Below are 22688 nucleotides of genomic sequence, written 5' to 3'. Positions count from 1 at the left end.
ACCTACGGGACGATTCTTCGCCCATAACCTGAAACCTATGAAAGAAATGAACGTATTGGCCACCGATAAAAACCTTTTGACCCTGATCTATAGCTCCGAATCGCATTTGGGCAAGCAGGTATTGGGCTATGTACAGGGCGTACGCAGTGCCCTGCGCACCGTTGATGTCGCAAAGACCCGTTTGGGTCATACGGTATGGGCGGGTATCGCGGAGGGTCTCGATAAGGACCTCGGCGAACTGTTTAGCCCCGACGCTGCCGAAACGCCCGATATGGGCCACGACGGCAGTGCCAATTTCGATACCGACGATTGGTTGAAGCTGATCGACAACAATCCGGCCCTGCTCCAAAAGCCCATCGCCATCAAAGGGGAGAAATTCATGCAGGTAACGAGCCGCTCCGAGGTGCTCCAGTTTTTTGGGGTCGACTCGGCCGGACTTGAAAAGAGGAATATGGGCGAGGCCCCTACCACCTCTTCCACCACTGCCGACGAATCCTTTATATAGTTACATTTTCAGAAGGTAGCGTATGGACCATAAAAGGAAAGGCCACCTTAAAGGTGGCTTTTTTTATTCGATGTCCCCGTCCTCAAATTCGAGTTTGGCCATGGTTCTCGACAAACGGGGCGAATAGGGCTTCTTTAAAATATCGTTCAGGAGCTTTTCCCTTTTTCTTTCCGAAATGTCCAAGGTGTCCACAATTTCCTTTGTCTTGCTTATTTCGGCCACGCGCTCTTCCTTTAGCTGTACGCGCTCTTCGGGCGTCAGTACCAGTTCGGGCTCAAAGCGCTCCATTATCGTGTATTTGGTCACTTCGTGCTTCTTCTCGTTCTCCTGTGCCCGTAATGCGGTAGATGAGGCGGCACATGCCAAGACCAGGCATATACCCCTAAAAAGTGATTTTTTCATAGGGAATTTCATATAGTGTCCTACTAATTTATAAAATATCCCCTGGTATGGTATGGGTATCGTATGTATTCGGGATGAAAGGCAAAACAATTCGATAAAGCGAAAAAAAAATCCCTTAACTTTACCTAAATCCTTCGTTTTATGTTGAAATCCTTTGTGTTGTTTGCCCTAGTATCCGGCCTTGTCTTAACGGAGGTCCGGGCCCAGGACACCACGCCCATATCATCGGCCGACATTTCCTTTCTTTTTGTTTCCAAGGAGGTAGACGGAAGCATTTCGGGCTTTGAATCCACTTCCGAAATTGACCTCGGCAACCTGAAGGAGTCAAAATTCTCGGGATCCGTACAAGTGGAAAGCCTGAAAACGGGCAATTTTCTTAGGGACTGGTCCCTAAAGGGCAAAAAGTATTTCCATGCCGATGCCTACCCGAAAATCCACTTCGAAAGCACCGATATTTCCGAAACGGACGAGGGCAACTACCTCGTAAAGGGCCGTCTGACCCTAAAGGGCATCACGAAGCCCATCGTCTTTCAATTCGAACGGGACGGCAAGCGCCTCGTGGGTACCACTACCCTCTTTAGCTCTGATTTTGGTATCGAAATCAACAAGGACCGGAATAAAAACCTGGTGCAGGTTGGGATCGTCCTGTCCCTTCCATAACCTTGCCCCACCGCACCCCCCGTACGTATGGGTGCCCGCGTCTTTCGTACCCCCGTACGCGCCGTACAAAAGCCCTCTTCCGTTTGGGTTCAACCGAAGTGCGAATGGGGTAGGGAAAATCGCAAAATTCATTAACTTCGCCCCTTCATAAAAAACATAAATTATGTGGGTTTGGGGTTTGTTCATTGCTCTGGTCGTGGTTTTTTTGGCACTTGACCTCGGGGTGTTCCATAAAAACGAACATGTTATCAAAAGTAAGGAAGCCGGAATCTGGACGGCCATTTGGGTTTCCGTGGCACTGGGCTTTAGCGGTGTGATCTATTGGCTCTTTTCCAGTGGAATGGTCGAAAATCCGACGGGCCTCACCCCTAACAACGCCGTACTCAAGTACATCACCGGCTATTTGATCGAGCTCTCGCTGAGCATCGACAACGTTTTTGTGATCGCCGTGATCTTTTCCGCCTTTAAAATACCGCCCATCTACCAACACCGGGTGCTGTTTTGGGGCATTTTGGGGGCCATCGTCTTTCGTGGATTGATGATCGTATTCGGGGTGGCCCTGATCACCAAGTTCGAATGGATCATTTATGTCTTCGGGGTATTCCTACTGTATACCGCCTTTAAAATGTTGAAATCCGACGACAGTGATTTTAATCCGAAGAACTCGTGGATCTTTAGGCAGGTAAAAAAGCTGTTCCCCATAACGGGCACCTTGCACGGCCACGATTTCTTTGTCAAGCGAATGGGCGTCAACGCCGCCACGCCCCTTTTTATGGCCTTGGTGGTGATCGAACTCACCGATGTGCTTTTTGCCCTCGACAGCATTCCCGCCATCCTCGCCATTACTGCCGACCCCTTTATCGTCTTCAGTTCGAACATCCTGGCCATTCTCGGCCTTAGGTCCATGTATTTCCTGATTTCGAGAATGCTCGAAAAGTTCCGGTTTATCAACTATAGCCTTGTGGTCATCCTGGCCTTTGTGGGCTTGAAGATGCTCTTTTCGCATCAGGTCGAACTGCCCGAATGGGTCTCCCTAACGGTCATATCGGTGTCTTTGCTGGCGGGAATCGTGGCCTCCCTCCTCATTCCCTCCAAGGAAGAAGACCCGGATTAACGCCCCGGACCGAAAAGCAGGCGGTAGATCCTTTGTACCGCCCAGTTACCCAGGGGAAAGTACAAGGCGAAAAACAGGGCCATGCCCAAGGAGAAATTCCGAATGCCAAAAAAACGGTCCACTAGGTTATCCGGGTAGGCATAGGATGTCTCCAATCCATAGCCCCCAAATTCCAAAAAGCCCATAGCAACCAGTCCGTAGGCATATTGGGTATGGAAGGGAAGGTTTCTGAGCAATAGGGATATGGGCACCATATAGAGAATATAGCAGGTAATTACCTGCCACCAAAAGGTAAACTTGGCGATTTCGGCCCAGGAACCGAACCAGTTCATCGCCATGCCCCAAGTAAAATAAACGGTGCAATAGACGAGTATCAATCGCCTATCTACCAGCAACTTGCCCCTTGCCCATGCCCACCATTCCGCCATACCTTACTTTTTGGAGCGTTTGATATCGATGATTTTTAGGGCATCCTCAACGGTCTGCATCCTTTCCATATCGTCGTTCTCGAACATAATATCGAATTCGTCCTCCACATCGAGTACAATATCGACCAGATGGGCCGAGTTGATGTTCAGGTCGTTGATAAGGTGACTCTGTGCACCGATGGCGTCGACCGATACATCCTCGGGAAGATAGATCGAAATTATGCGTTTTAAGGTGTCGTATTTTGTGCTTTCTTCCATTCCAATTACATGCTTAGGTTTATACATTTCAATCGCCCCTGAACCGTTTAAAGATAACACAGGCATTGACATCGCCAAAACCAAAACTCGCCTTGGCCAAAATTTGGGGACCGTAATCGAGGGTTTGCCTGGGTATTTTGGCTTCGTCCACTTTTGATTTTATTTCAGGATGAAGGTCTTCGCAATTGGGGTTTCCGAACACTTTGCCCAAGTGGACCTGCAATACCGAGGCCACACATTCGATACTTCCCGCGGCGGAAAGGCAATGCCCGAAATAGCCCTTGAACGAGTTGACATAGGGAAACTGCGATCCTTCGCGCCCTAGGGCCCGGCTCCAATTTTCGATTTCGAGCGCATCCTTTGAGGTCGCGGTCAAATGTCCGTTTACGGCGTCGATGGCCTCGGGGGCTATTCCCGCATTCCTTACGGCCTGAACGATACAGCGCTGTACCGCCTCCGAATTGGGGGCCGTCATCGAGCCCCCGGCCCGTTGGCCGCCACTGTTGAGGGCGCCGCCCAATACTTCGGCATAGATTTTGGCCCCTCGGGCCCGTGCACTTTCCAAGGATTCGAGGACCAAGGCCCCTGCCCCACTGCCCGGTACGAAACCGGAGGCCGATGCACTCATGGGCCGGCTCGCCTTTTCGGGGTCGGCATTGTATTTCCTGGGCAGGATGCGCATGGCATCAAAGCCGCTCCACACATAGGGTCCGCTATCGCTGCAACTGCCTACCAACATGTACTCGGCCTGTCCCGACACGATGCGTTCGTAGCCCATAAGCACGCTTTCGGTACCCGTGGTACAGGCGGAGGAATTGGTAGTTACCTGGTTGCCGCAGCCCAAAATACCGCCCAAGTAGGCGCTTACCCCCGAAGCCATGGTCTGTATCACCGTGGTACTGCCCAAGCGGCGAACTTCGCCCCGATCGACCTGGAGCATGGCTTCGTGAAACTTATCGACCCCCAGGGTGCCCGAGCCAAAGACAACGCCCCCCTGCCAATGCGGCGCGTCGTCAGGGGCCTTGGCCAAGCCGGCATCGGCCCAGGCATCGGTACCCGCCATTACGCCATAAATGATTCCCGTTGCCTTTAAATCCCGCAACTGCAAGGGGGTGAAATAGGCACCCAAGAGATCCTCGGCAATAACCGGGGCCCCCGCTATTTGGCAGCCGAAGCCCAGTTCCTTGAGTTGGGGGACAAAGCGAATGCCACTTTTGCCCTCGGCCATGGCCCGGGAAAAGGCCTTGATTCCTACTGCGTTTGGAGCACAAACACCTAATCCTGTTATAACTACACGTTTATCCATTAGGTAAAGGTTTAATCATTCCGGCAATGCTTCCCTTGCACACCAATTCTTCCTTGGCGTTGTACATTTTCACCTCGCACTTCAGCTTGTGGAACCTAAAATACAACTTCCTCGATTTTACGCTTACCCTTTCGCCCGGGTACACGGGCACATAAAATTCCATCTCCGAACTGCTCAGCGCTATCTGTATTGGGCCTCGGTCGCCTGGCGACTTTCCGTTCAACAGATAAACACCGAGACAAACGACGCCGATCTGGGCACAGCACTCCGTTAAGATCACCCCCGGGGTAATGGGCCTGTTTTTAAAATGGCCCTTGTAGAACCAGGCATGGGGATCAAACGAATAGCTGCCCTCGACCCCGTTTTCGTCTATCGACACCAGTTGGTCGACAAACAAGAAAGGCTCGTCGTAGGGTAATTTGTCAAGAATGGCGTTCAATGGCATTACGTGTTGTTTATAGCTTGGATATTATTGCAAACTTTCGCCCCCATCGACCTTGATTGTCGATCCCGTTATCCATCGGGCCTCGTCCGTGGTGAGCAGGTAGACCACATTGGCCACGTCCTCCGGAAGTGTCAGCCTTCCGCCCGGATTGCGCACCAAGGCGTTTTCCCGTAAAATTTCATGGCCCGGTATGGCCCTAAAGGCCTTGGTATCGGTGGTACCCGCCTGAATGCAATTGGCCTTGAGACCAAGGGGCGCAAACTCCAGGGCAATGCTACGGGAAATGGCCTCGAGACTTACCTTGGCGGCCGAAACCGCGGCATAGCCCGGCCAGGCCCGGCTGCTTCCCTCACTGGTAAAGGCTATGACCCGGGCGTCGTTCGAAAAAAGGCCATCGTCGACCAAGGCCTTCGTCCATTCGTACAGGCTCAGCGCCATGGCGTTAAGGGTAAGCTGAAAATCGGCAATGCCCAAGGTGCTTCCCTCCTTCGCATACATGGGCTTAAGGCTGCCCTTGGCGATACTGTGCACCAAGACCTTGATCGCACCGTCGGCGCCGATCAGCTCCTTGATCTCTTGGATGGTGGCCTTGGTTTTCCCGCTGTTGGCCACATCGATGTTGAAATTCCGCAGGCGAACCCCGGAGGACCTGATTTGGTCGAATTCCCCCTCAATCGATTGCAAATCCGATTTCCTATCGCGGTGTACAATGATTAAGGGAAAGCCGTGAAGCGCCAATTTTTTGGCGGTAGCCAGGCCCAGGCCGCTACTTCCGCCCAAAATAAGCGCCCATTCGTCTTTTTTGCCATGTTTCATATCGTATACGATTTTAATATCCCAATTACCACTCCAACAGCAGGCGCTGCGCCGAAAAACCGGGCCCGAAACTCAGTACGAGGCCCTGCTCCCCTTCCGGGATCTTTCTGTCCATAAAGCGTTCCATCACGTAAAGCACGGTGGCACTGCTCATATTGCCGTATTGGCGAAGCACCTCGCGGGTATCGTCGATATTCTTGCCCAACTTGCCGAAGAGGGCGTCCACCGTTTGCACAATCTTACGCCCCCCGGGGTGAAAGATCAAGTGTTGTACCCTGTCGATATCGGATCCATGGCTTTTTAAAAAGGGATGGACGATATGGGGGAAATGTTCGGCGATAACCTCGGGCACGGCCACATCGAGCACCATTTTAAGTCCGCTATTGGTCAGCTCAAAGCCCATCATTTGCGTCGCATCGGGAAAATGGTACATGCCACCGCCCAAAACCTTCGGACCCGGGGCCCCTGCTTCGGACGACAACAACACACAGGCCGCCCCGTCGCCAAAAATCGCCGCACTGACCATGTTGGCCATTGAATAATCGTTAAGTTGAAAGGTGGCGGTGGGACTCTCGACGGCCACGACGGCCGCCCGCTTGCCCGGATTCGACCGTAGAAAATTATACGCGTAAATGAGTCCCGACACCCCGGCGGCACATCCCATTTCGGTCACCGGAAGCCGCACGATATCCTGCTTAAGTCCCAAGTCGTTGACCAGATAGGCATCGAGGGAAGGAATCATAATGCCCGTACAGCTTACGGTAATGATGTAGTCGAGGGAAGCCGGCGACCAAGCGCCCTTTTCCAATGCTTTTGTTAAAACGGCTTTCCCCAATTTTTTGGCCTCGCGTACGTAGATGGTGTTCTTTTCCTCAAAGGAAGTAGCGCTAAAGACTTCCTCGGGATGCATGATGCTGTAACGTTGGTCTACGGCCGCCCCCTCGAAGATCTTGACCACCTTGCGCCTGAACCGCTCTTCCCGATCGGCCAACCAAAGCTCCACTAGGGGTATGATATCCTCTGTTTTTCTACTGTATTCGGGCAGTTGCTTGGCCACTGCCGCTATGTGAACTTCATTCATATATCGATTAAACTTTTGGGGATAGGACCCATACATACCTAAAGGCCCATTTCCATTTGATCCGGTGTCGCCGCTCGGGTATGTTCCGCGAAAACGCCCTTAACCCCTTGAGGGTAAAACCGCTTTTGATCGAGGTCTTGCCGTCGTTCCTGGCCATCTTGGTTTTTATAAAAATAAGGCTAAAGGCACGAAAAAGCACATAGGCCAAAACACTTCTTTGCAAATCGTTGACAATTACCCCGATCTTCGCCAGGTGTACAAAGCGATTTAGGAAAACGGGAATCTGCCTATCGGAAAAGTGGTGCATGGTCAATGTACACAAAAGGATGTCGCAAGGCAAATCGGGATCCAAGTGCAGCACGTCCTGTTGCAGGTAGTTTATTTCAGGAAAGTCCTTCGATTTTTCCCTGGCAAGCTCCAAGGCCCTTTCGTTAAGGTCTACCCCCGTACAAATTACTTCAATTCCGTGCTTACGGGCCCACAATACCAGCCTGCGAAGCATCTCGCCATCGCCGCAGCCCACATCCAAAATCGTATACGATTCTTGGGGGAAGTCCCTAACCACCTGCCTTACCGCATCAATGGTAATACGGTTTCCGCCCAATAGCCTATTGCTGCGATTGATATCGTCATAGACCCTCCGCAAGGTCTCCCTCGATACCGAAAGTTGGTCCATTTCCTCGGGGTCCGTATTTCGCTTAGTGAAGTTTAGCATGGTTTACAGGGGTTGACCGTGTGTTGCGTTTATGATTTTTTTCAAGAGGAAGGGCTGCCGAACGAGCAGGCCCAACACGCTGCTCGACAGGCGGGGGCGCATAAACAGGTGCTGCAGGTTCCTACCGTACCAAAGCCTCCGTCGAAAGGCTTTGTGCCATTCCCTTTGATACCCCCGTTCCAGTCCTTCCCTGTCCCTTCCCCCGTCCTTAAGGAAGCGGTCCGTTGCTTCCGCGGCCATTTTGGCGCCATGAACGGCCATGGCCATTCCGTTTCCGCAAAGCGGATGGATCAATCCCGCCGCATCGCCGCACATCAGAACGTGGTTTTCAACCGCCGCTTTCGGGTGGAAGGAAATTTGGGCGATGGCCAAGGGTTGCCTAAAGATAGGCTTTGCCCGCGACAAAAAATCCTTTAAAAAAGGGTTGGTTGCAACTACCTGCTCGTTGTAGTCCTCGATATTCCCCACCTTCTGAAAACTTTGGTAGTGCGCCAAATAGCAAAAATTGACCGCCCCGCTTTCGGTTTTCGACAAGCCCCCATAGCCTCCCGGAAAGTTGTGGAGGGCCACCATATGCTCGGGAAAGCTATCCAACCCATAATGCGATTTTACGGCCATCCACGAGGACTTTTGGGCCATAAACGGCCGATCGAGCCGCTTGTCCAGTCCTCCCCTTTTTCCGTAAGCCCCAATTACCACCTTTGAAGTAATGGTTTTTATTTCTTTTGTAACCACCTTAAAATCAGTGTAATTATAAGATATATCAACCACGCGGTCAGATAAAACATCTATTCCTTGGGAGAGGACTTCCCGGTAGAGCAGGTCATCGAGGGCGTAACGGCTTATCCCCTGTCCGCCCAAGGGCAGGGAGGTCTCCATAGGATGGCCGTCGGCCGTACTGAAGAACAAGGTATCGATGGCCACCGCACCGGCCTGGGGCAGGTTTATGCCCAAGGTGTCGAGGTACGGGAGCACCTCGTTGGACAGGTATTCGCCACAAACCTTATGGCGGGGGTAGGTATTCTTTTCAATCACCAGTACGCCGTGCCCTTCCTTATGAAGATGCAGGGCCGCGGTGAGTCCTGCCAGCCCCCCTCCAACAATAATTACATCGTATTCATGTTTCACATATTGAATATAGGGATTTTAAAAAAAGAATCCCGGACAGTTGTGCTGCCGGGATCCAAATGGGAAAGTCGTGTTTACGTGAAATTTACCCTTTTACCTTTTGTTTTGCCTCTTCCTTTAGGGCATCACTGGCCACGATCGCCAATTCCACCCGACGGTTTTTGGCCTTGCCTTCGGGAGTACTGTTATCAGCCACCGGTTGTTCCTCGCCATACCACTTGGTGGTCAGCCTGCTTTTATCGATGCCCTGTGATATCAGGTAGTTGCTCACCGATGTGGCCCTCGATTTAGAAAGGGCCATGTTGTATTCGTCGGACCCGGCACTATCGGTATGCCCCTCGATCAAGACGTTCGATTTCGGGAACTCCTTTAAGATTTCCGCCAAACGGTTCAGGGTGGTTCGCGAGGTACCCTTGACGTCGGACTTGTTGGTGTCGAAATACACCCCTGCATCCTCGGTAAAGGTAACGTTGATACCTTCGCCCACGCGGGTTACCTCGGCACCAGGAATCTCTTCCTCGATCCGTTCGGCCTGCCTATCCATCCGGTCGCCGATATAGCCTCCGGCAACGCCGCCAATGGCAGCGCCCAAGATGGCCCCGAGAACGGTGTTGTTGCCTTTTCCGACGTTATTGCCGATCACCCCGCCGATGACCGCCCCACTACTGGCCCCGATAACGGCTCCTTTTTGCTTGTTGTTGGCATTCTGTACGGTCTTGCAGCCTACGACCATCGTCATGGCCATAGCTACATATACTGATCTTACTATATACTTTCTCATGTTGTTCGTTTTATTGTTTTATAAAATTGTAAACGACCGAAACGGCCTCGCCATCGACGTTGACCCTCGACTGAAGGGTCATGCGGCTATCGGAAAGGGACATGATCTCCATGCCATACCCCGTGGCCCCATAGATATCCTTTTTCTTTTCATCGATATACTTGAACTGCAGCCTATCGTTGCCCGAGGGGTCCTCGGCCACCGACCAGCGAATGTTCCTTGTTCCGGCCGGGCAGGCCCCGGTCGTACTGTTGATGGTATAGCTCCCCGTACTGTTGTTCTCCAGAAAATACCAAGTACTTCCTTCGAAGCAAAAGGCCTGTGCGTCGTTGAACAATATGGATTTAAAGACACCCTCGGAACCCGCGTAGGAGACATCGTCCAAGATCCAAGTACCGTTAATGGACTTCCGTTGCTGCCTGACCTCCTTGGAGAGGGAGCAGGAAAACAACATTAAAACCAGTGCACCAAGCACCATGCTATTTTTCATCATAATCTCAATTTAACTGTTTGTCTAATTACGACGACATGGGGCAAAATGTTATCCGAAAAATGTTAATATCTCGTTAATATCGGCAAAAGGGCTATGCAATGGAAAAGACCGGTCGGGGTGCGGCCAAGTGCGATGACCCTAATAGGCCAAAAGCTCCCTTAGGGCCTTGTAAAAACGATGTTTGGGCAAGTAGTTGTCCTCTAGGTTCTTAGCAAAGGGAACGGGGGTTTCCAGGCTGGCCACCCTTTTGATCGGCGCATCCAAATACTCAAACCGGTTCTCGGTAACCAAGGCCGCGATATCGCTGGCGATTCCGCCGAAGAGGCTGTCTTCTTGCAGAATGATCAGTTTTCCCGTCTTCTCAACGGAGGAGTATACGGTCTCGATATCCAAGGGGGCCAAGGTCCGCAAATCGATCAGGTCGGCCTGGATATCGGCATGGTCGTTTAAGGTCGCCAAGGCCCAATGTACGGCCGCCCCATAGGCCACGATGGTCACCGCATTCCCCTCCCGCAACAGGGCGGCCTGCCCAAAGGGAAGCGTGTAGTAATCGGAGGGCACCTCTTGGTACACGCTTCGGTACAGTGCCTTATGCTCGAAAAAGAGCACGGGGTTGGGGTCGTTGATGGCCGTCGCCAAGAGTCCCTTCGCGTCGTGGGGAAAGGCGGGGTACACCACCTTGAGTCCCGGTGTCTTGGTAAACCAGGCCTCATTGGTCTGCGAATGGAAGGGTCCCGCCCCCACATCGCCACCACAGGGCATGCGCACGACCACATCGGCATGCTGGCCCCAACGGTAGTGCGATTTGGCCAAATAGTTGACCACGGGATTGAAGCCACTGCTCACAAAATCGGCAAACTGCATTTCGACCACCGCCTTCATCCCGTTGATGCTTAGGCCCATGGCAGCTTCCACTATGCCCGACTCGCAAATGGGGGTATTGCGCACCCGTTCCTTGCCAAAGGCATCGACAAAGCCTTCGGTAACCTTGAATACCCCTCCGTATTCGGCAATGTCCTGCCCCATGAGCACCAGGTCGTCGTGCCTTTGCATGGACTGGAACAGGCCTTGGGACACGGCATCCACAAAACGGATTTTTTCCACCGGCCCCGATGCCTTTACTTCCCTATAATCAAAAGCTTTGTAGACATCGCGCAACTCCCCTTCTTCGGAACTGTGCACCGGTCCCTCATCGAAGGCCGATCGCAAATGCGCGCCGATCTCCGCCTCTATATCGGACTTGACCCGGTCAATTTCGCTTGGATCGATAACCTCCTCCTTGATCAAAAAGGCCTCGTAATTGGCGATCGGGTCTTTTTGCGCCCAGGTCTCCAGCAATTCCTCGGGAACGTATTTGGTTCCACTGGCTTCCTCGTGGCCCCGCATCCTAAAGGTCTCGAACTCCAACAGCACCGGGCGGGGCCTGGAACGCATGTCCTTGGCCAGGTCGTTTACCTTGCGGTACACCTCCAAAATATTGTTGCCCTCAATCGTATACGATTCCATTCCGTAGCCCGGTCCCCGGTCGGCCAGGTGTGTACAGCGGTATTGCTCATTGGTCGGAGTGGAGAGTCCGTAACCGTTGTTCTCGATACAGAACAGCACGGGCAGGTCCCATACCGAGGCCACATTCAGGGCCTCGTGAAAATCGCCCTCACTGGTGCCCCCGTCCCCGGTAAAAACCGCGGTTACCCGTTTTTGTCCTTTAAGCAGCTCGGCCAGGGCTATTCCGTCGGCGACGCCCAATTGCGGCCCCAGGTGCGAGATCATGCCCACGATCTTAAATTCCTGCGTACCAAAATGGAAACTCCGGTCCCTGCCCTTGGTAAACCCACCGGCCTTTCCCTGCCATTGGGCGAACAGGCGGTATAAAGGCACTTCGCGGGTTATGAAGACCCCCAGGTTCCTGTGCATGGGCAATATGTATTCTTCGGGCAACAGGGCACTGGCCACCCCTACCGAAATGGCCTCCTGCCCCATTCCGCTAAACCATTTCGAGATTTTCCCTTGGCGCAGCAATACGAGCATACGCTCTTCGATCATCCGCGATTTGAGCATGCGCGTATAGAGGTCGACCAGGGTGCGGTTACTGATACCTTTTTTTGTATAGTTCATTTGAAAAGACTATTCGTACTGTTTTTGCGTTAGGTAAAAGTAGAAAAAAGGCAAGACTCCCCGACCAAAGGAAACGGGCATTATGTTATCCATTATTTATTAACTTTGTCCAAACATCAAAAAGACGCTATGAGTGCCATACCAAGTGTAGATTTACGGGATTTTATATCATCGGACCCCAAGAGAAAGGAAAAGTTCACCAATGAGCTAGGGGCCGCTTTTGAGAACATCGGTTTTGTCGCCTTAAGGGGCCACTTTTTGTCCGATGAGCTGGTAGAGAACCTCTATGCCGAGATCAAAAAGTTCTTTGAACTGCCCCAGGAGGTCAAGAACAAATACGAAATCGAGGGTATTGGCGGCCAACGTGGCTATACCTCCTTTGGCAAGGAACACGCCAAGGGGAGAAAGGAAGGCGATCTAAAGGAATTTTGGCATTTCGGCCAATACGTGGAAAACGACCCGAAATTGGAGGAGGAGTATCCCGACAACGTCATAGTGGAAGAACTGCCCAGATTCAACGAAATCGGTAAGGAGACCTATAAAATGTTGGAAAAGACGGCCCAATACGTCTTGCGGGCCCTGGCCCTCCACCTCGACCTCGAGGAGAACTATTTCGACCAGTATATCTTAAACGGAAATTCCATTCTAAGGCCGATCCACTATCCGCCCATCACTTCGGAGCCCAAGAACGCTGTCCGTGCGGCCGCCCATGGCGACATCAACCTGATCACCCTGTTGATGGGGGCCCATGGAAGGGGACTTCAGGTAATGAACCACAAGGGCGAATGGGTCGACGCCATAGCCGAATCGGACGAATTGATGATCAACGTGGGCGACATGCTCTCGCGTTTGACCAACAACAAGCTCAAGTCTACCATACACCAGGTCGTGAACCCGCCCAAGGAATTGTGGGGCACTTCCCGATATTCGATACCTTTCTTTATGCACCCTATTAGCGAGATGCCCCTAAACTGTCTCGAAAACTGCGTAGACGAGGAACACCCCAAACAGTTTGAAGATATTACCGCAGGGGAATTCCTCCACGAACGCTTGATCGAACTCGGATTGATAAAGGGCTAAGCATGGATTTACAGGACCAACTTAAAAACCTTTTTCCCGACCACGAACCCCAGGCCGAGGAAATTTCACAGGACAAGGAAGGCGATATCTGGCTCCAGGACGAGCCGATCATCTGCAAGTACGAAAAGCGCAAGGGAAAGCCGACCACCATACTCGAGGGCTATAACGGCGCGGACGGCGATTTCAAAAAACTGGCCAAGGAGATAAAGACAAAACTGAGCGTCGGGGGCAGTTTTAAGAACGGCCAGGTAATCATTCAAGGGGATTATCGCGACAAAATCATGGAATTGCTCAAGAAAAAGGGGTTTTCCGTCAAACGAGTAGGCGGCTAAGCACCTGCCCTAAGGGGCTAAGGAGATATCCTAAATTTCATACGGATTTCTGTTAATTATTTTTTGTTTTTTTTGATTAAATATTACTTTTATTCGTCAAAACCTAATCCAACTACTACATGAGTTCCCTTTTGCACATCACTAACGGAGATAGCTTTACGGAGAAACTGAAATCCCTTAAGATCAAGGGAGATATCATTACTTGGCGCGAAATGCTCTGCGAGGGCAAGACGCTTACCAATGTCGGAAGCGAATCCTTTTGGAAAACGCGTTTTGAGTTTCTCAACAAGAATTATAAGGTATCCAAATCGTGGTTTATCGAAAAAACCCTAAAAGAATACAGATCCCTTTGTAACCATAAACAACAAGATGAGATCGTGCTCTGGTTCGAGTACGATCTTTTTTGTCAAATCAATATGATCGCCGTACTGAGTTGGCTCAAGGCCAACCGCAAGTACGCACAGATCTCATTGGTCTGTAGCGGCAAGGAGGACAAGACCAAAAAGCTATACGGCCTGAACGATCTCAGCGACGAGCAGTTGCTCGAAAAGTACAAAAACAAGGTCGTCCTTACCCAAGACGACATCGAGTACGCCGATTACGTATGGCAGCTCTACTGCAGCGACAACCCCATCCGCTTGGAGAATCTAACCGATTTCTCGCAATACCAGTTCGATTATTTGCCCGATGCCCTACAGGCCCACCTGCAACGCTTTCCTAGCATAAAAAACGGGCTCAACGATATGGAAAACAATATTCTTCGGATCGGAAAGAACAAGAAACCGGCCTCGAAAACGCAATTTTTGAACGAAATCATACAGAACCAAGGCTTTTTGGGCTTTGGGGACACCCAGTACGAAAGGGCCCTTTCGCGGCTCAGGCCCTTGTTCTCAAGTTTCAACCCCGTGCGGTTGACCAAAAAGGGCAAGGAAATACTGGAAAGCAAAACCAGTTATTATTCCTGCATCCAGGACAATGACGTGTATTTGGGCGGGGCCCTTAAATACAACTTTCTCTACAATACCGATACCGGAAGAATACTAAAACTCTAACATGCGATTAGAGCCTTCCGAGCTGGTCTTGAATTCGGACCGGAGCATTTACCACCTCAATCTATTGCCCGAAGACCTTGCGGATACGATAATTACCGTGGGCGACCCCGACCGTGTCGCCCAGGTATCGCAATACTTCGATTCGATAGAACTGAAAAAAGGCAAGCGCGAATTCCATACCCATACCGGCACTGTGAAGGGCAAGCGGATAACCGTGGTCTCTACCGGAATCGGCACCGACAACATCGACATCGTCCTCAACGAGCTCGACGCCTTGGCCAACATCGACCTTGACCAACGGATCGTCAAGCCTAAAAAGAAGGTGCTCGACATCGTCCGGATCGGTACCTCGGGGGCCATACAGCCCGATATACCCATCGATTCCTTTCTGATGAGCGCGTATGCCATGGGCTTCGACGGCCTCCTCCACTTTTACGAAAGCGGGGGCGTACGCGACGAGGCATTCGCCCGGGCCTTTGTCGAGCATACCGACTGGCCCGGCGAAAAATCACGACCCTACGTGGTGCCCTACGACGAAGGACTGGGGAAAAGCCTCCTGTCAAATCGTATACGATTGGGGGTCACCGTGACCAACATCGGGTTTTACGGCCCCCAAGGCCGTTCCTTGCGCCTGCCTTTGGCCGATCCCGGCCTTCGTGAAAAACTCAGGTCCTTTTCCTACGGCAAGCACCAACTGACCAATCTCGAAATGGAGACCTCGGGGATATACGGACTCGCAAAATTGCTGGGCCACCGGGCCGTGTCGATGAATTGCATCCTGGCCAATCGGGCAACGGGCGAATTCAGTGAAAATCCGGCCCAAAGTGTCGACGAACTCATTCGCTACACCTTGGAAAGGCTCACCTCGCCCTAAAGGAATCCGAACACCGAGCCAAGCCCCTTAAAAACGGAGCGTTTTCAAGCAATCGTATACGATGCCGCACATCGATTTTCGTCCTTTTATCGCAAGGGCCGGCCAAAACCTCCCTTCAATGTTCGCACTTTCGGTTATCTTTGCCACTCATTTTTAATGTTCACCATAAACACTGACATACCCCAATGAAAGAAGTAAGGATCATAGGCGTACCCGAGCATTTCAACCTTCCTTGGCACATGGCCATCGAAGAGGGTGCATTCGAAAATTGCGGCATCGACCTGCAGTGGCAGGACATACCCGAGGGAACGGGCAAAATGTGCCAAATGCTCAAGGACGGGGAAACCGATTTGGCGATCATCCTTACCGAGGGGATCGTCAAGAGCATAATCGAGGGCAATCCGGCCCAAATCGTCCAGACCTATATCGCCACTCCCCTGCACTGGGGCATCCACGTAGGCGCCCAGAGCCGTTTTAAGACGATTTCCGAGCTTAACGGCGCTTCGGCGGCCATCAGTCGGTTCAGCAGCGGAAGCCACCTTATGGCCTATGTAAATGCCCAAAACGAGGGATGGGACGCTTCGAAGCTCTCCTTTGAGGTCGTCAACAACCTCGATGGTGCGGTCGAGGCCCTGACCGAAGGCGCGGCCGATTATTTTATGTGGGAACACTTTACCACAAAACCCTTGGTCGACAAAGGGGTCTTTCGCCGCTTGGGCGACTGCCCTACCCCCTGGCCCTGTTTTGTGATCGCCGCCACCGACAAGTTCATAGCCGAACAGCCCGGGGCGCTGCGGCATGTATTGAATACCATCAATGCCTATACGGCGGAGTTTAGGCAGATTCCGAGTATAGACCGCACCTTGGCCAATCGCTATGGGCAAAGGATCGAGGACATTCGGGAATGGCTGTCGATGACCCGGTGGAGCCAGGAGCAGCTCGATGGGGCCGTTGTCGACCAGGTGCAGGAAACGCTCCACTCCTTGGGCCTGATCGATAAAAAGGTGGCCAAGGAGGCGCTTCTTAAGATTTTTTAAGAAAAACAGGCTTGACAAATAGGGTCCCGGTTTTTTAATTTTAGGGTGTTTTTTTGTAACCGAACTATTGAATACAAACACCTTAAAACCATGAAGACCAAACAAATACCTTTTTTAAGAGTTCTTTTATTTGTTATCTTCCTCAGTATGTATTCCGGTGCAAAGGCCCAAACCTTTTACGCCTTACAAATTGATCGCAGAATACGTAATGAGGCCATCGATTTAACGGCAAAGTACCAACCCTATCTGGTAATGGGCACCGACCAGGCCCTGCAGTTCCAACAGACCGTCGCCCGCTTTTTGGTGAAAAAAAAGGCCATTGAGGAAGACGACAGTCTTTCCGAAGGGGCCAAGTACAGTCTTCTCAAAAAACTCGCTACCAAGGAAACCTCTGAAATGGGCCAGGTGCTCGAAGATTTCAGATGGCGTGAATACATGCGGGTAAAGCCCCAGATACAGCCCCTACCGCCCAAACCTGCGAAGGCGCGCATAGACGCCATTGCCGATGTGGACCTTACCAATTGATGGGCGGTTTGCCGTTTTGCGCCAAAATTTCATTGGCTTTGCTAAAGTGCTTGTTACCGAACCAATAACCGCGATTGGCGCTTAGGGGCGACGGATGCCCCGAGGTCAGGACATAATGTTTGTGTTTATCGATCAGGGCCGCTTTCTTCTTGGCGAAACCGCCCCAAAGAAGAAAGACGAGCCCTTCCTTTTTTTCCGAAAGTTTTTTGATCACCGCATCGGTAAAAATTTCCCATCCCTTGTTCTGATGGCTTCCCGCTTGGTTCGCCCGAACTGTAAGGGTGGCGTTCAGCAGCAGTACGCCTTGGTCGGCCCAGGCTTCCAAATTGCCGCTTTTGGGGTAGGGCTTGCCGATATCGGCCTCCAATTCCTTGAAAATATTGACCAGGGACGGCGGGTGCGGAATGCCGTCCTTCACCGAAAAACAGAGTCCGTTCGCCTGATCCGGACCGTGGTAGGGATCTTGGCCGATGATCACCACCTGTGTTTTGTCGAAGGGACTGCGATCGAAGGCGGCAAAGATATCGCGGCCCTTGGGGTAGCAGGTATGGGTGGCATACTCGTTTTTTACAAATTCGGTCAAGGCCTTAAAATAGGGCTGGGCAAATTCGTCCTTTAGGTGTTCTTTCCAGCTTTCGTGAATGTTTACGCTCATAGCTACATCGTCTTTCAAAACGGCCGATCGGGTCGGCCGGGCACAAAGAAAGTGCAAAATTAACCAAAAACTTAGGCCCCTTCGCTTCAGGGCCAAGGCGAAATGTTAACATATGGGGCAAACTTCGGTGCCATTGCCTACCTTTGCCATCGATTTTTGAAAAATGGCAGGTATACATCCAAAGACATTACAGGACTTAGAATTTCCCACAGTACTGCAACAGGTTTCGGCCCGATGCAGTACCGAATTGGGCAAGGCCAAGGCATTGGAGATCGCGCCCTTTTCCGAAAAAGGGCAGATGATGGAACACTTGGGCCAGACGGCGGAGTACCTTTCCTCCTTTGTCAGCGAAAACCGCATTCCCGCCCACGGCTTCGACGCCATCGACAAGGAACTACAGCTGTTGGGCATCGAAAACACCGTCTTGGAAATCGGCAGTTTCCGAAAAATAGGCAGTATATGCCTGACCGTTAACGAGCTTAAGAAATTCCTGAAAAAATTCGAGGAGTACTACCCCCTACTCTTCGCATCGTCGGAGAACATCGAGGCCAATACCGAAATACCGGCCCATATCGATGTGGTTATCGACCGCTTTGGCGAGGTAAAGGACCAGGCGTCGGACAAACTGTTCGCCATTCGCAGGCAGATGCAGCAGGTAAAGGGAAAGATCGGACAAAGTTTTGTGTCGGCCCTGAACACCTACCAAGGCTCCGATTACCTGGACGACATCCGAGAATCGGTCGTCGAGAACCGACGCGTTCTTGCCGTAAAGGCCATGTACCGCAAAAAGATCAAGGGTACCGTCATGGGCACTTCAAAAACGGGAAGTATCGTTTACATAGAGCCCGAGGCCACCCTAAAATACAGCCGGGAACTCAACAACCTGGAGTTTGATGAAAAGGAGGAAGTACAGCGCATTCTCAAGGAGCTGACCGACCGTATACGGCCCTTCGCCCCCCTATTGGCCGATTACCAATCCTTTCTCGCCCACATCGACATTACCTCGGCCAAGGCCAAATACGCCGCGGAGACGAATGCCCTGCTGCCCGAGATCAATTCGGAAAAGCGCCTATACCTAAGGGACGCCTACCACCCCCTGCTGTATTTGAGCAACAAGCTCAAAAAGGAAAAGACCTATCCGCAGACCATAGAACTGCACGACGAAAACCGCATCATCGTTATCTCGGGCCCCAATGCCGGGGGAAAGAGCATTACCCTAAAGACCATAGGATTGCTTCAAGTAATGCTTCAATCCGGACTCCTAATTCCCGTACATGAAAGGAGTTCTGTTGCCTTTTTCGATATGATACTTACCGACATAGGCGACAACCAGTCCATCGAAAACCACTTGAGCACCTACAGTTACCGCCTAAAGAACATGAACAACTTTTTGCGGCTTTGCAACGACAATACGCTGTTCTTGATCGATGAGTTCGGTACGGGCAGCGACCCCGAACTGGGCGGGGCCTTGGCCGAGGCCTTTTTGGAGGTTTTTTACGAACGAAAGGCCTATGGCGTCATTACCACCCACTACGCCAATCTAAAGGCCCTGGCCAACGAATTGCCCCATGCCACCAACGCCAACATGCTTTTTGACGGGCGCACCCTCGAGCCCACCTTCCAGCTGGTGTTGGGAGAGGCCGGTAGTTCCTTTACCTTTGAGGTGGCCCAAAAGAACGGCATCCCCTATTCGCTGATCAACAAGGCCAAGAAGAAGATCGAGCGCGGCAAGGTGCGCTTTGACGCCACCATTGCCAAACTACAAAAGGAACGCAGTAAAATGGCCCGTACGGGGTCCAGGCTGCAGGAAGAGGAAAGCAAGGCCAAGGAAGAGGCGGCACGGCTCGAAAAACTGAATGCCAAGATCAAGAGCAAACTCGAGAACTATCAGGAGCTGTACGACCACGACCAGCGGATGATCCATTTGGGCAACAAGGTCGACAAGGTAGCCGACAAGTATTTCCACGACAAGAAAAAGCGTGCCCTGGTATCCGAACTCCTGCGTATCGTAGAGACCGAGAACAGCAAGCGCAAAAAGAAAACCGCCAAGGAGGCCAAGGCCGAGCGCGCCAAAAAGGCACAGGTGGCCCAAGAGGTGCAAAAAGAGGTCAAGGTCATCCGCGAGAAAAAGAAGGTCGAAAAGAAAAAGGCCGTCATCAAGGAAAAGAACAAGCCCCGACCCGTCTTTAAGGTGGGCGACAGGGTACGCATGCAAGACGGCAAGGCGGTAGGCAGTATCGATTCCTTGGAAAAAGGCAAGGCCATCGTCAATTACGGCATGTTTACCACCAATGTCAGCGTGGACCAACTGGAATTGGTGCAGGCCAAGAAATAGGATACTCCCCTCCTACCTCCATCAACACAGAAAATTGATTGTCAATTACTTACACAAAATCGTATACGATACAAGCATACCCTTTAAGGGAGAGCAACGCCCTTCATTCCCAACCCAAAAGCCAATGCCCACCATGGATAGGCTTTTCGATCAAATAAAAACCGCGGTTTACGACCCATGTTCCCTTATGATCACCGATTTTGAAAGCGAAGCGGAAAGTAAGGAGTATTATGCTTGCAGGTATCAATTGAACGGACGCAGCATTTTGGGCAGGAGGGCCAAAAGAACACCGAGAAAAACGGGACAGTTTGTGACCTTTTGGAAACGGAACGAAAAGGGAGTCATTGCTCCCTTTGAAGCAAGTGACGAGGTGGACTTTTATGTGGTGAACGTAGCGCATGAAAAGAAACTGGGGCAGTTTGTTTTTCCGAAATCGGTACTGATCCAAAAAGGGATCATGTCCACCCCGAGGAAAGAAGGAAAAAGAGGTTTTCGGGTATATCCGAAATGGGATGTTGTAAGCAACAAGCAGGCCGAACGCAGCCAAAAGTGGCAACTGCACTACTTTTATGAAGTCCATACAGCAACGGACCTTAAAAAGGTGTCGGTTTTGTACGGAATGGAATAGCCCTGGGGAAAGCACTGCAAAGAACAGATCATAAAAAGCCAGTGATTCCGTGCAATGGGAAAGACTAATACGCCCAAACCGCTTTTTGGTTTACTCCCTCCCCTAGCCCTATAGATTTTTAAAGCTTCCGCAGGGATAACAATGGATAATTTTCAAAGGGCACAACGCACATTGTTGATAAAGGCGTTGAAAAACAATAGATTATACTATTTATTGTATAGGGAAAATCTTGGAAATTTGTGATTCGTCGGTTAAAATCGATAAGGCGAATTTATATGTTTGAGACGTAAGCGGTAATTTACAAATAAAGAAACTCTGTGAACAAAAAAAATACAATAGAAAGAATTGCTGAACTAATCGCAAGATTTAGGGCTGAAGTAGAAACTTTAAATAGCCAAAACCTTTATGACATTAACATTCACGCTGAAAATGTAATTATTCCCATTTTAAATTATGTCTATGGTTTAAGTTTAAAAAATGCCAATCTCGAAGAAAAAAACTACTCTGCAATTGATTTAATTGATTATGAAAATAGAGTTGCTATCCAGGTAACTTCAACAGCGAATTCGGAAAAAGTAAAACATACTCTGGAACAATATAAAAAGCATAAGCAAAGAGACGAATTCGACTCTTTACTTATTTACATTATAACAAAAAAGCAAAAAACTTACAGCGATAAAAAGTTCGATAAAATTATTAATGATGAATTTGAATTTGATTCATCAGAAAATATATTGGATTTTGAGAACCTGCTCGCAGAAGTAAATTCTTGGATTTCATTACCTAGAATCCAAGAAGTCTTAGAACTATTTGAACAAGAGTTTACCGAGCAAAAAATCGAGTATAGACGAAATACCTTAGAAAATAGAGACAAATTAATAACAGAAACTCTTTATCCTAACTTATTAGAAATAGAGTTACCTGAAAAAGTCTATGTTGGTACTATAGGAGTAAATAGAGATGAGATAATTACGAAATCTTGGGAGACAAGATACAAACTAAAAAAAAGTGCGCCTGAGAGAAGTGTTTTAAATAGAGCTTTTGAACACTATGATATTCCCTATTCAAGAGACTGGCACGTTTTTGAAAAAAAAATTATATCGTTCAAACCACTAGATAATAGTTCAGAACCACTAAGCAATTTGGTTGAAATAGGCACTGTCGAAGAGTTTTCTTTAGATGAATTTGTTTCAAGTGGCTATAAATACGAACAGGCTTTATCAAGATTGATAGATAATACGATCCAAGAATTGACATCTAAAAAAGATATCCAGTGGTTACGAAAAGAGAGAATGTTTAGATTTCGTCCACCTAAACTAATTAGATCTCGGACTGTTACTTGGAAAAATAAAAAAGCAGCAACCAGAACAGTTGTAAAAGAAGTTTGGAATAGAGATAAAACACAAATAACTCACTTTCAACAATTGTCATTTAGAATTCAATCATTCTTGTCAGAGTCTACATGGTTTTTAGCAATAACACCAACTTGGAGCCATACATATGATGGCTACCGAACACATAAATTCGAAAGTGATTTTATCACTAAAAAAAAGAAACTTGAATCAAATAATGCCGTCTATCAGCATTTTATGTATAATTACCCCCATAAATAGGACAGTAAGTTAAGTTTAATTTTTAATCTTAAATTCACTGTCAAATGGGAAGAAGAAAACACACATCGAAGTTCAAGTTCAAGGTGGTACTGGAAGCCCTGAGCGAACGTTTCACGATCCAGGAACTGGGGAGGAAGTACGACATCCACCCGGCGCAGATCACCAACTGGAAGGCGCAGTTCCTCAAGAACGGCGAGGAGGTCTTCTCCAAGAAGGCCAAGGACGCCAAGAGCGAGGCCCAGGAGAAGGAGGAGCGGATGCTCAAGACGATCGGCCAGCAGAAGATGGAGATAGATTTTTTAAAGAAGGC

General features: G+C 50.1%; 26 protein-coding genes. 13 read left to right on the top strand and 13 right to left on the bottom strand.

Translation table 11 applies throughout. The annotated features are described in order from the left end of the window. The first annotated feature begins 37 nt into the window (after positions 1–37). Entirely contained in the window at positions 38–505 is a 468-nt protein-coding gene (locus BUB37_RS20840) for an arsenate reductase family protein (protein WP_072995943.1), read from the top strand. A gap of 63 nt (positions 506–568) precedes the next feature. Here the strand turns inward: BUB37_RS20840 and BUB37_RS20835 are convergent, their stop codons facing one another. Continuing rightward, positions 569–907 (bottom strand): hypothetical protein, encoded by a 339-nt coding sequence (locus BUB37_RS20835; RefSeq protein WP_072995941.1) that lies wholly within the window; start codon positions 905–907, stop codon positions 569–571. Between the two features lie 141 nt (positions 908–1048). Between BUB37_RS20835 and BUB37_RS20830 the strand changes: the two genes are divergently transcribed. Together BUB37_RS20830 and BUB37_RS20825 are read left to right on the top strand one after the other, a co-directional pair. Next, entirely contained in the window at positions 1049–1567 is a 519-nt protein-coding gene (locus BUB37_RS20830) for a YceI family protein (protein ID WP_072995939.1), read from the top strand. 163 nt (positions 1568–1730) lie between these two features. Next, positions 1731–2681 (top strand): TerC family protein, encoded by a 951-nt coding sequence (locus tag BUB37_RS20825; RefSeq protein ID WP_072995937.1) that lies wholly within the window; start codon positions 1731–1733, stop codon positions 2679–2681. On the opposite strand, the gene BUB37_RS20820 is transcribed toward BUB37_RS20825, so the two are convergent. The 11 genes from BUB37_RS20820 to BUB37_RS20770 form a co-directional block, all read right to left on the bottom strand. Further along, positions 2678–3109 carry a hypothetical protein gene (locus BUB37_RS20820; RefSeq protein ID WP_072995935.1) on the bottom strand — a complete coding sequence of 144 codons (432 nt, stop codon included), beginning with the start codon at positions 3107–3109 and terminating at the stop codon, positions 2678–2680. The genes BUB37_RS20825 and BUB37_RS20820 overlap by 4 nt on opposite strands. Before the next feature lie 3 nt (positions 3110–3112). Further along, positions 3113–3367: an acyl carrier protein gene (locus tag BUB37_RS20815; protein ID WP_072995961.1), complete on the bottom strand. Its 255-nt coding sequence runs from the start codon at positions 3365–3367 to the stop codon at positions 3113–3115. A 28-nt stretch (positions 3368–3395) separates the two neighbouring features. After that, positions 3396–4673: a beta-ketoacyl-[acyl-carrier-protein] synthase family protein gene (locus BUB37_RS20810; RefSeq protein ID WP_072995933.1), complete on the bottom strand. Its 1278-nt coding sequence runs from the start codon at positions 4671–4673 to the stop codon at positions 3396–3398. Next, entirely contained in the window at positions 4666–5118 is a 453-nt protein-coding gene (locus BUB37_RS20805; protein ID WP_072995931.1) for a 3-hydroxyacyl-ACP dehydratase FabZ family protein, read from the bottom strand. The genes BUB37_RS20810 and BUB37_RS20805 overlap by 8 nt, the downstream gene beginning before the upstream one ends. A gap of 24 nt (positions 5119–5142) precedes the next feature. After that, positions 5143–5934, bottom strand: coding sequence for an SDR family oxidoreductase (locus BUB37_RS20800; RefSeq protein WP_072995929.1), 792 nt, complete (start codon positions 5932–5934; stop codon positions 5143–5145). Between the two features lie 25 nt (positions 5935–5959). Then, the gene (locus BUB37_RS20795) at positions 5960–7015 is read right to left on the bottom strand and encodes a type III polyketide synthase (RefSeq protein ID WP_072995959.1); all 1056 of its coding nucleotides are present in this window, start codon (positions 7013–7015) and stop codon (positions 5960–5962) included. 7 nt (positions 7016–7022) lie between these two features. After that, on the bottom strand, positions 7023–7730 hold the full coding sequence (locus BUB37_RS20790; protein ID WP_072995927.1) for a methyltransferase domain-containing protein: 708 nt from the start codon (positions 7728–7730) through the stop codon (positions 7023–7025). Between the two features lie 3 nt (positions 7731–7733). Next, positions 7734–8858 carry an NAD(P)/FAD-dependent oxidoreductase gene (locus BUB37_RS20785; protein WP_072995926.1) on the bottom strand — a complete coding sequence of 375 codons (1125 nt, stop codon included), beginning with the start codon at positions 8856–8858 and terminating at the stop codon, positions 7734–7736. 85 nt (positions 8859–8943) lie between these two features. Beyond that, complete coding sequence (locus tag BUB37_RS20780) at positions 8944–9639, bottom strand: YiaD family glycine zipper/OmpA-like lipoprotein (RefSeq protein WP_072995924.1); 696 nt, start codon at positions 9637–9639, stop codon at positions 8944–8946. Positions 9640–9649: 10 nt separating this feature from the next. After that, positions 9650–10132, bottom strand: coding sequence for a lipocalin-like domain-containing protein (locus tag BUB37_RS20775; RefSeq protein ID WP_317616562.1), 483 nt, complete (start codon positions 10130–10132; stop codon positions 9650–9652). 138 nt (positions 10133–10270) lie between these two features. After that, a complete protein-coding gene (locus tag BUB37_RS20770; RefSeq protein ID WP_072995920.1) occupies positions 10271–12247 on the bottom strand; it encodes an alpha-ketoacid dehydrogenase subunit alpha/beta in 1977 nt (658 codons plus the stop codon). Between the two features lie 129 nt (positions 12248–12376). On the opposite strand from BUB37_RS20770, the gene BUB37_RS20765 reads away from it, so the two are divergent. From BUB37_RS20765 to BUB37_RS20740, 6 genes are all read left to right on the top strand, one after another. Next, entirely contained in the window at positions 12377–13327 is a 951-nt protein-coding gene (locus tag BUB37_RS20765; RefSeq protein ID WP_072995918.1) for an isopenicillin N synthase family dioxygenase, read from the top strand. Positions 13328–13329: 2 nt separating this feature from the next. Continuing rightward, complete coding sequence (locus BUB37_RS20760; protein ID WP_072995916.1) at positions 13330–13659, top strand: translation initiation factor; 330 nt, start codon at positions 13330–13332, stop codon at positions 13657–13659. 119 nt (positions 13660–13778) lie between these two features. Next, positions 13779–14711, top strand: coding sequence for a DUF1835 domain-containing protein (locus BUB37_RS20755; protein ID WP_072995915.1), 933 nt, complete (start codon positions 13779–13781; stop codon positions 14709–14711). Position 14712: 1 nt separating this feature from the next. Then, entirely contained in the window at positions 14713–15585 is an 873-nt protein-coding gene (locus BUB37_RS20750; protein ID WP_072995912.1) for a nucleoside phosphorylase, read from the top strand. A 185-nt stretch (positions 15586–15770) separates the two neighbouring features. After that, positions 15771–16622 (top strand): substrate-binding domain-containing protein, encoded by an 852-nt coding sequence (locus BUB37_RS20745; RefSeq protein WP_072995910.1) that lies wholly within the window; start codon positions 15771–15773, stop codon positions 16620–16622. Between the two features lie 90 nt (positions 16623–16712). After that, complete coding sequence (locus BUB37_RS20740; protein WP_139278169.1) at positions 16713–17147, top strand: hypothetical protein; 435 nt, start codon at positions 16713–16715, stop codon at positions 17145–17147. Here BUB37_RS20740 and BUB37_RS20735 read toward each other — a convergent pair. Then, positions 17137–17802 (bottom strand): uracil-DNA glycosylase, encoded by a 666-nt coding sequence (locus tag BUB37_RS20735; RefSeq protein ID WP_072995957.1) that lies wholly within the window; start codon positions 17800–17802, stop codon positions 17137–17139. The genes BUB37_RS20740 and BUB37_RS20735 overlap by 11 nt on opposite strands. Before the next feature lie 163 nt (positions 17803–17965). On the opposite strand from BUB37_RS20735, the gene BUB37_RS20730 reads away from it, so the two are divergent. The 4 genes from BUB37_RS20730 to BUB37_RS20715 form a co-directional block, all read left to right on the top strand. After that, positions 17966–20137: an endonuclease MutS2 gene (locus BUB37_RS20730; RefSeq protein ID WP_072995906.1), complete on the top strand. Its 2172-nt coding sequence runs from the start codon at positions 17966–17968 to the stop codon at positions 20135–20137. A 133-nt stretch (positions 20138–20270) separates the two neighbouring features. Beyond that, the gene (locus tag BUB37_RS20725) at positions 20271–20765 is read left to right on the top strand and encodes a MepB family protein (protein WP_072995955.1); all 495 of its coding nucleotides are present in this window, start codon (positions 20271–20273) and stop codon (positions 20763–20765) included. Positions 20766–21082: 317 nt separating this feature from the next. Continuing rightward, complete coding sequence (locus BUB37_RS20720; protein WP_072995904.1) at positions 21083–22378, top strand: SMEK domain-containing protein; 1296 nt, start codon at positions 21083–21085, stop codon at positions 22376–22378. A 44-nt stretch (positions 22379–22422) separates the two neighbouring features. Beyond that, positions 22423–22688: transposase (locus BUB37_RS20715; protein WP_072995902.1), on the top strand; the 266-nt coding region annotated here is incomplete at its 3' end.

Origin of the sequence: Pseudozobellia thermophila (genome assembly GCF_900141855.1) — a bacterium.
Classification (GTDB): domain Bacteria; phylum Bacteroidota; class Bacteroidia; order Flavobacteriales; family Flavobacteriaceae; genus Pseudozobellia; species Pseudozobellia thermophila.
Note: the sequence above shows the minus strand (reverse complement) of the source record. Positions and strands in the feature narration are given on the sequence as shown.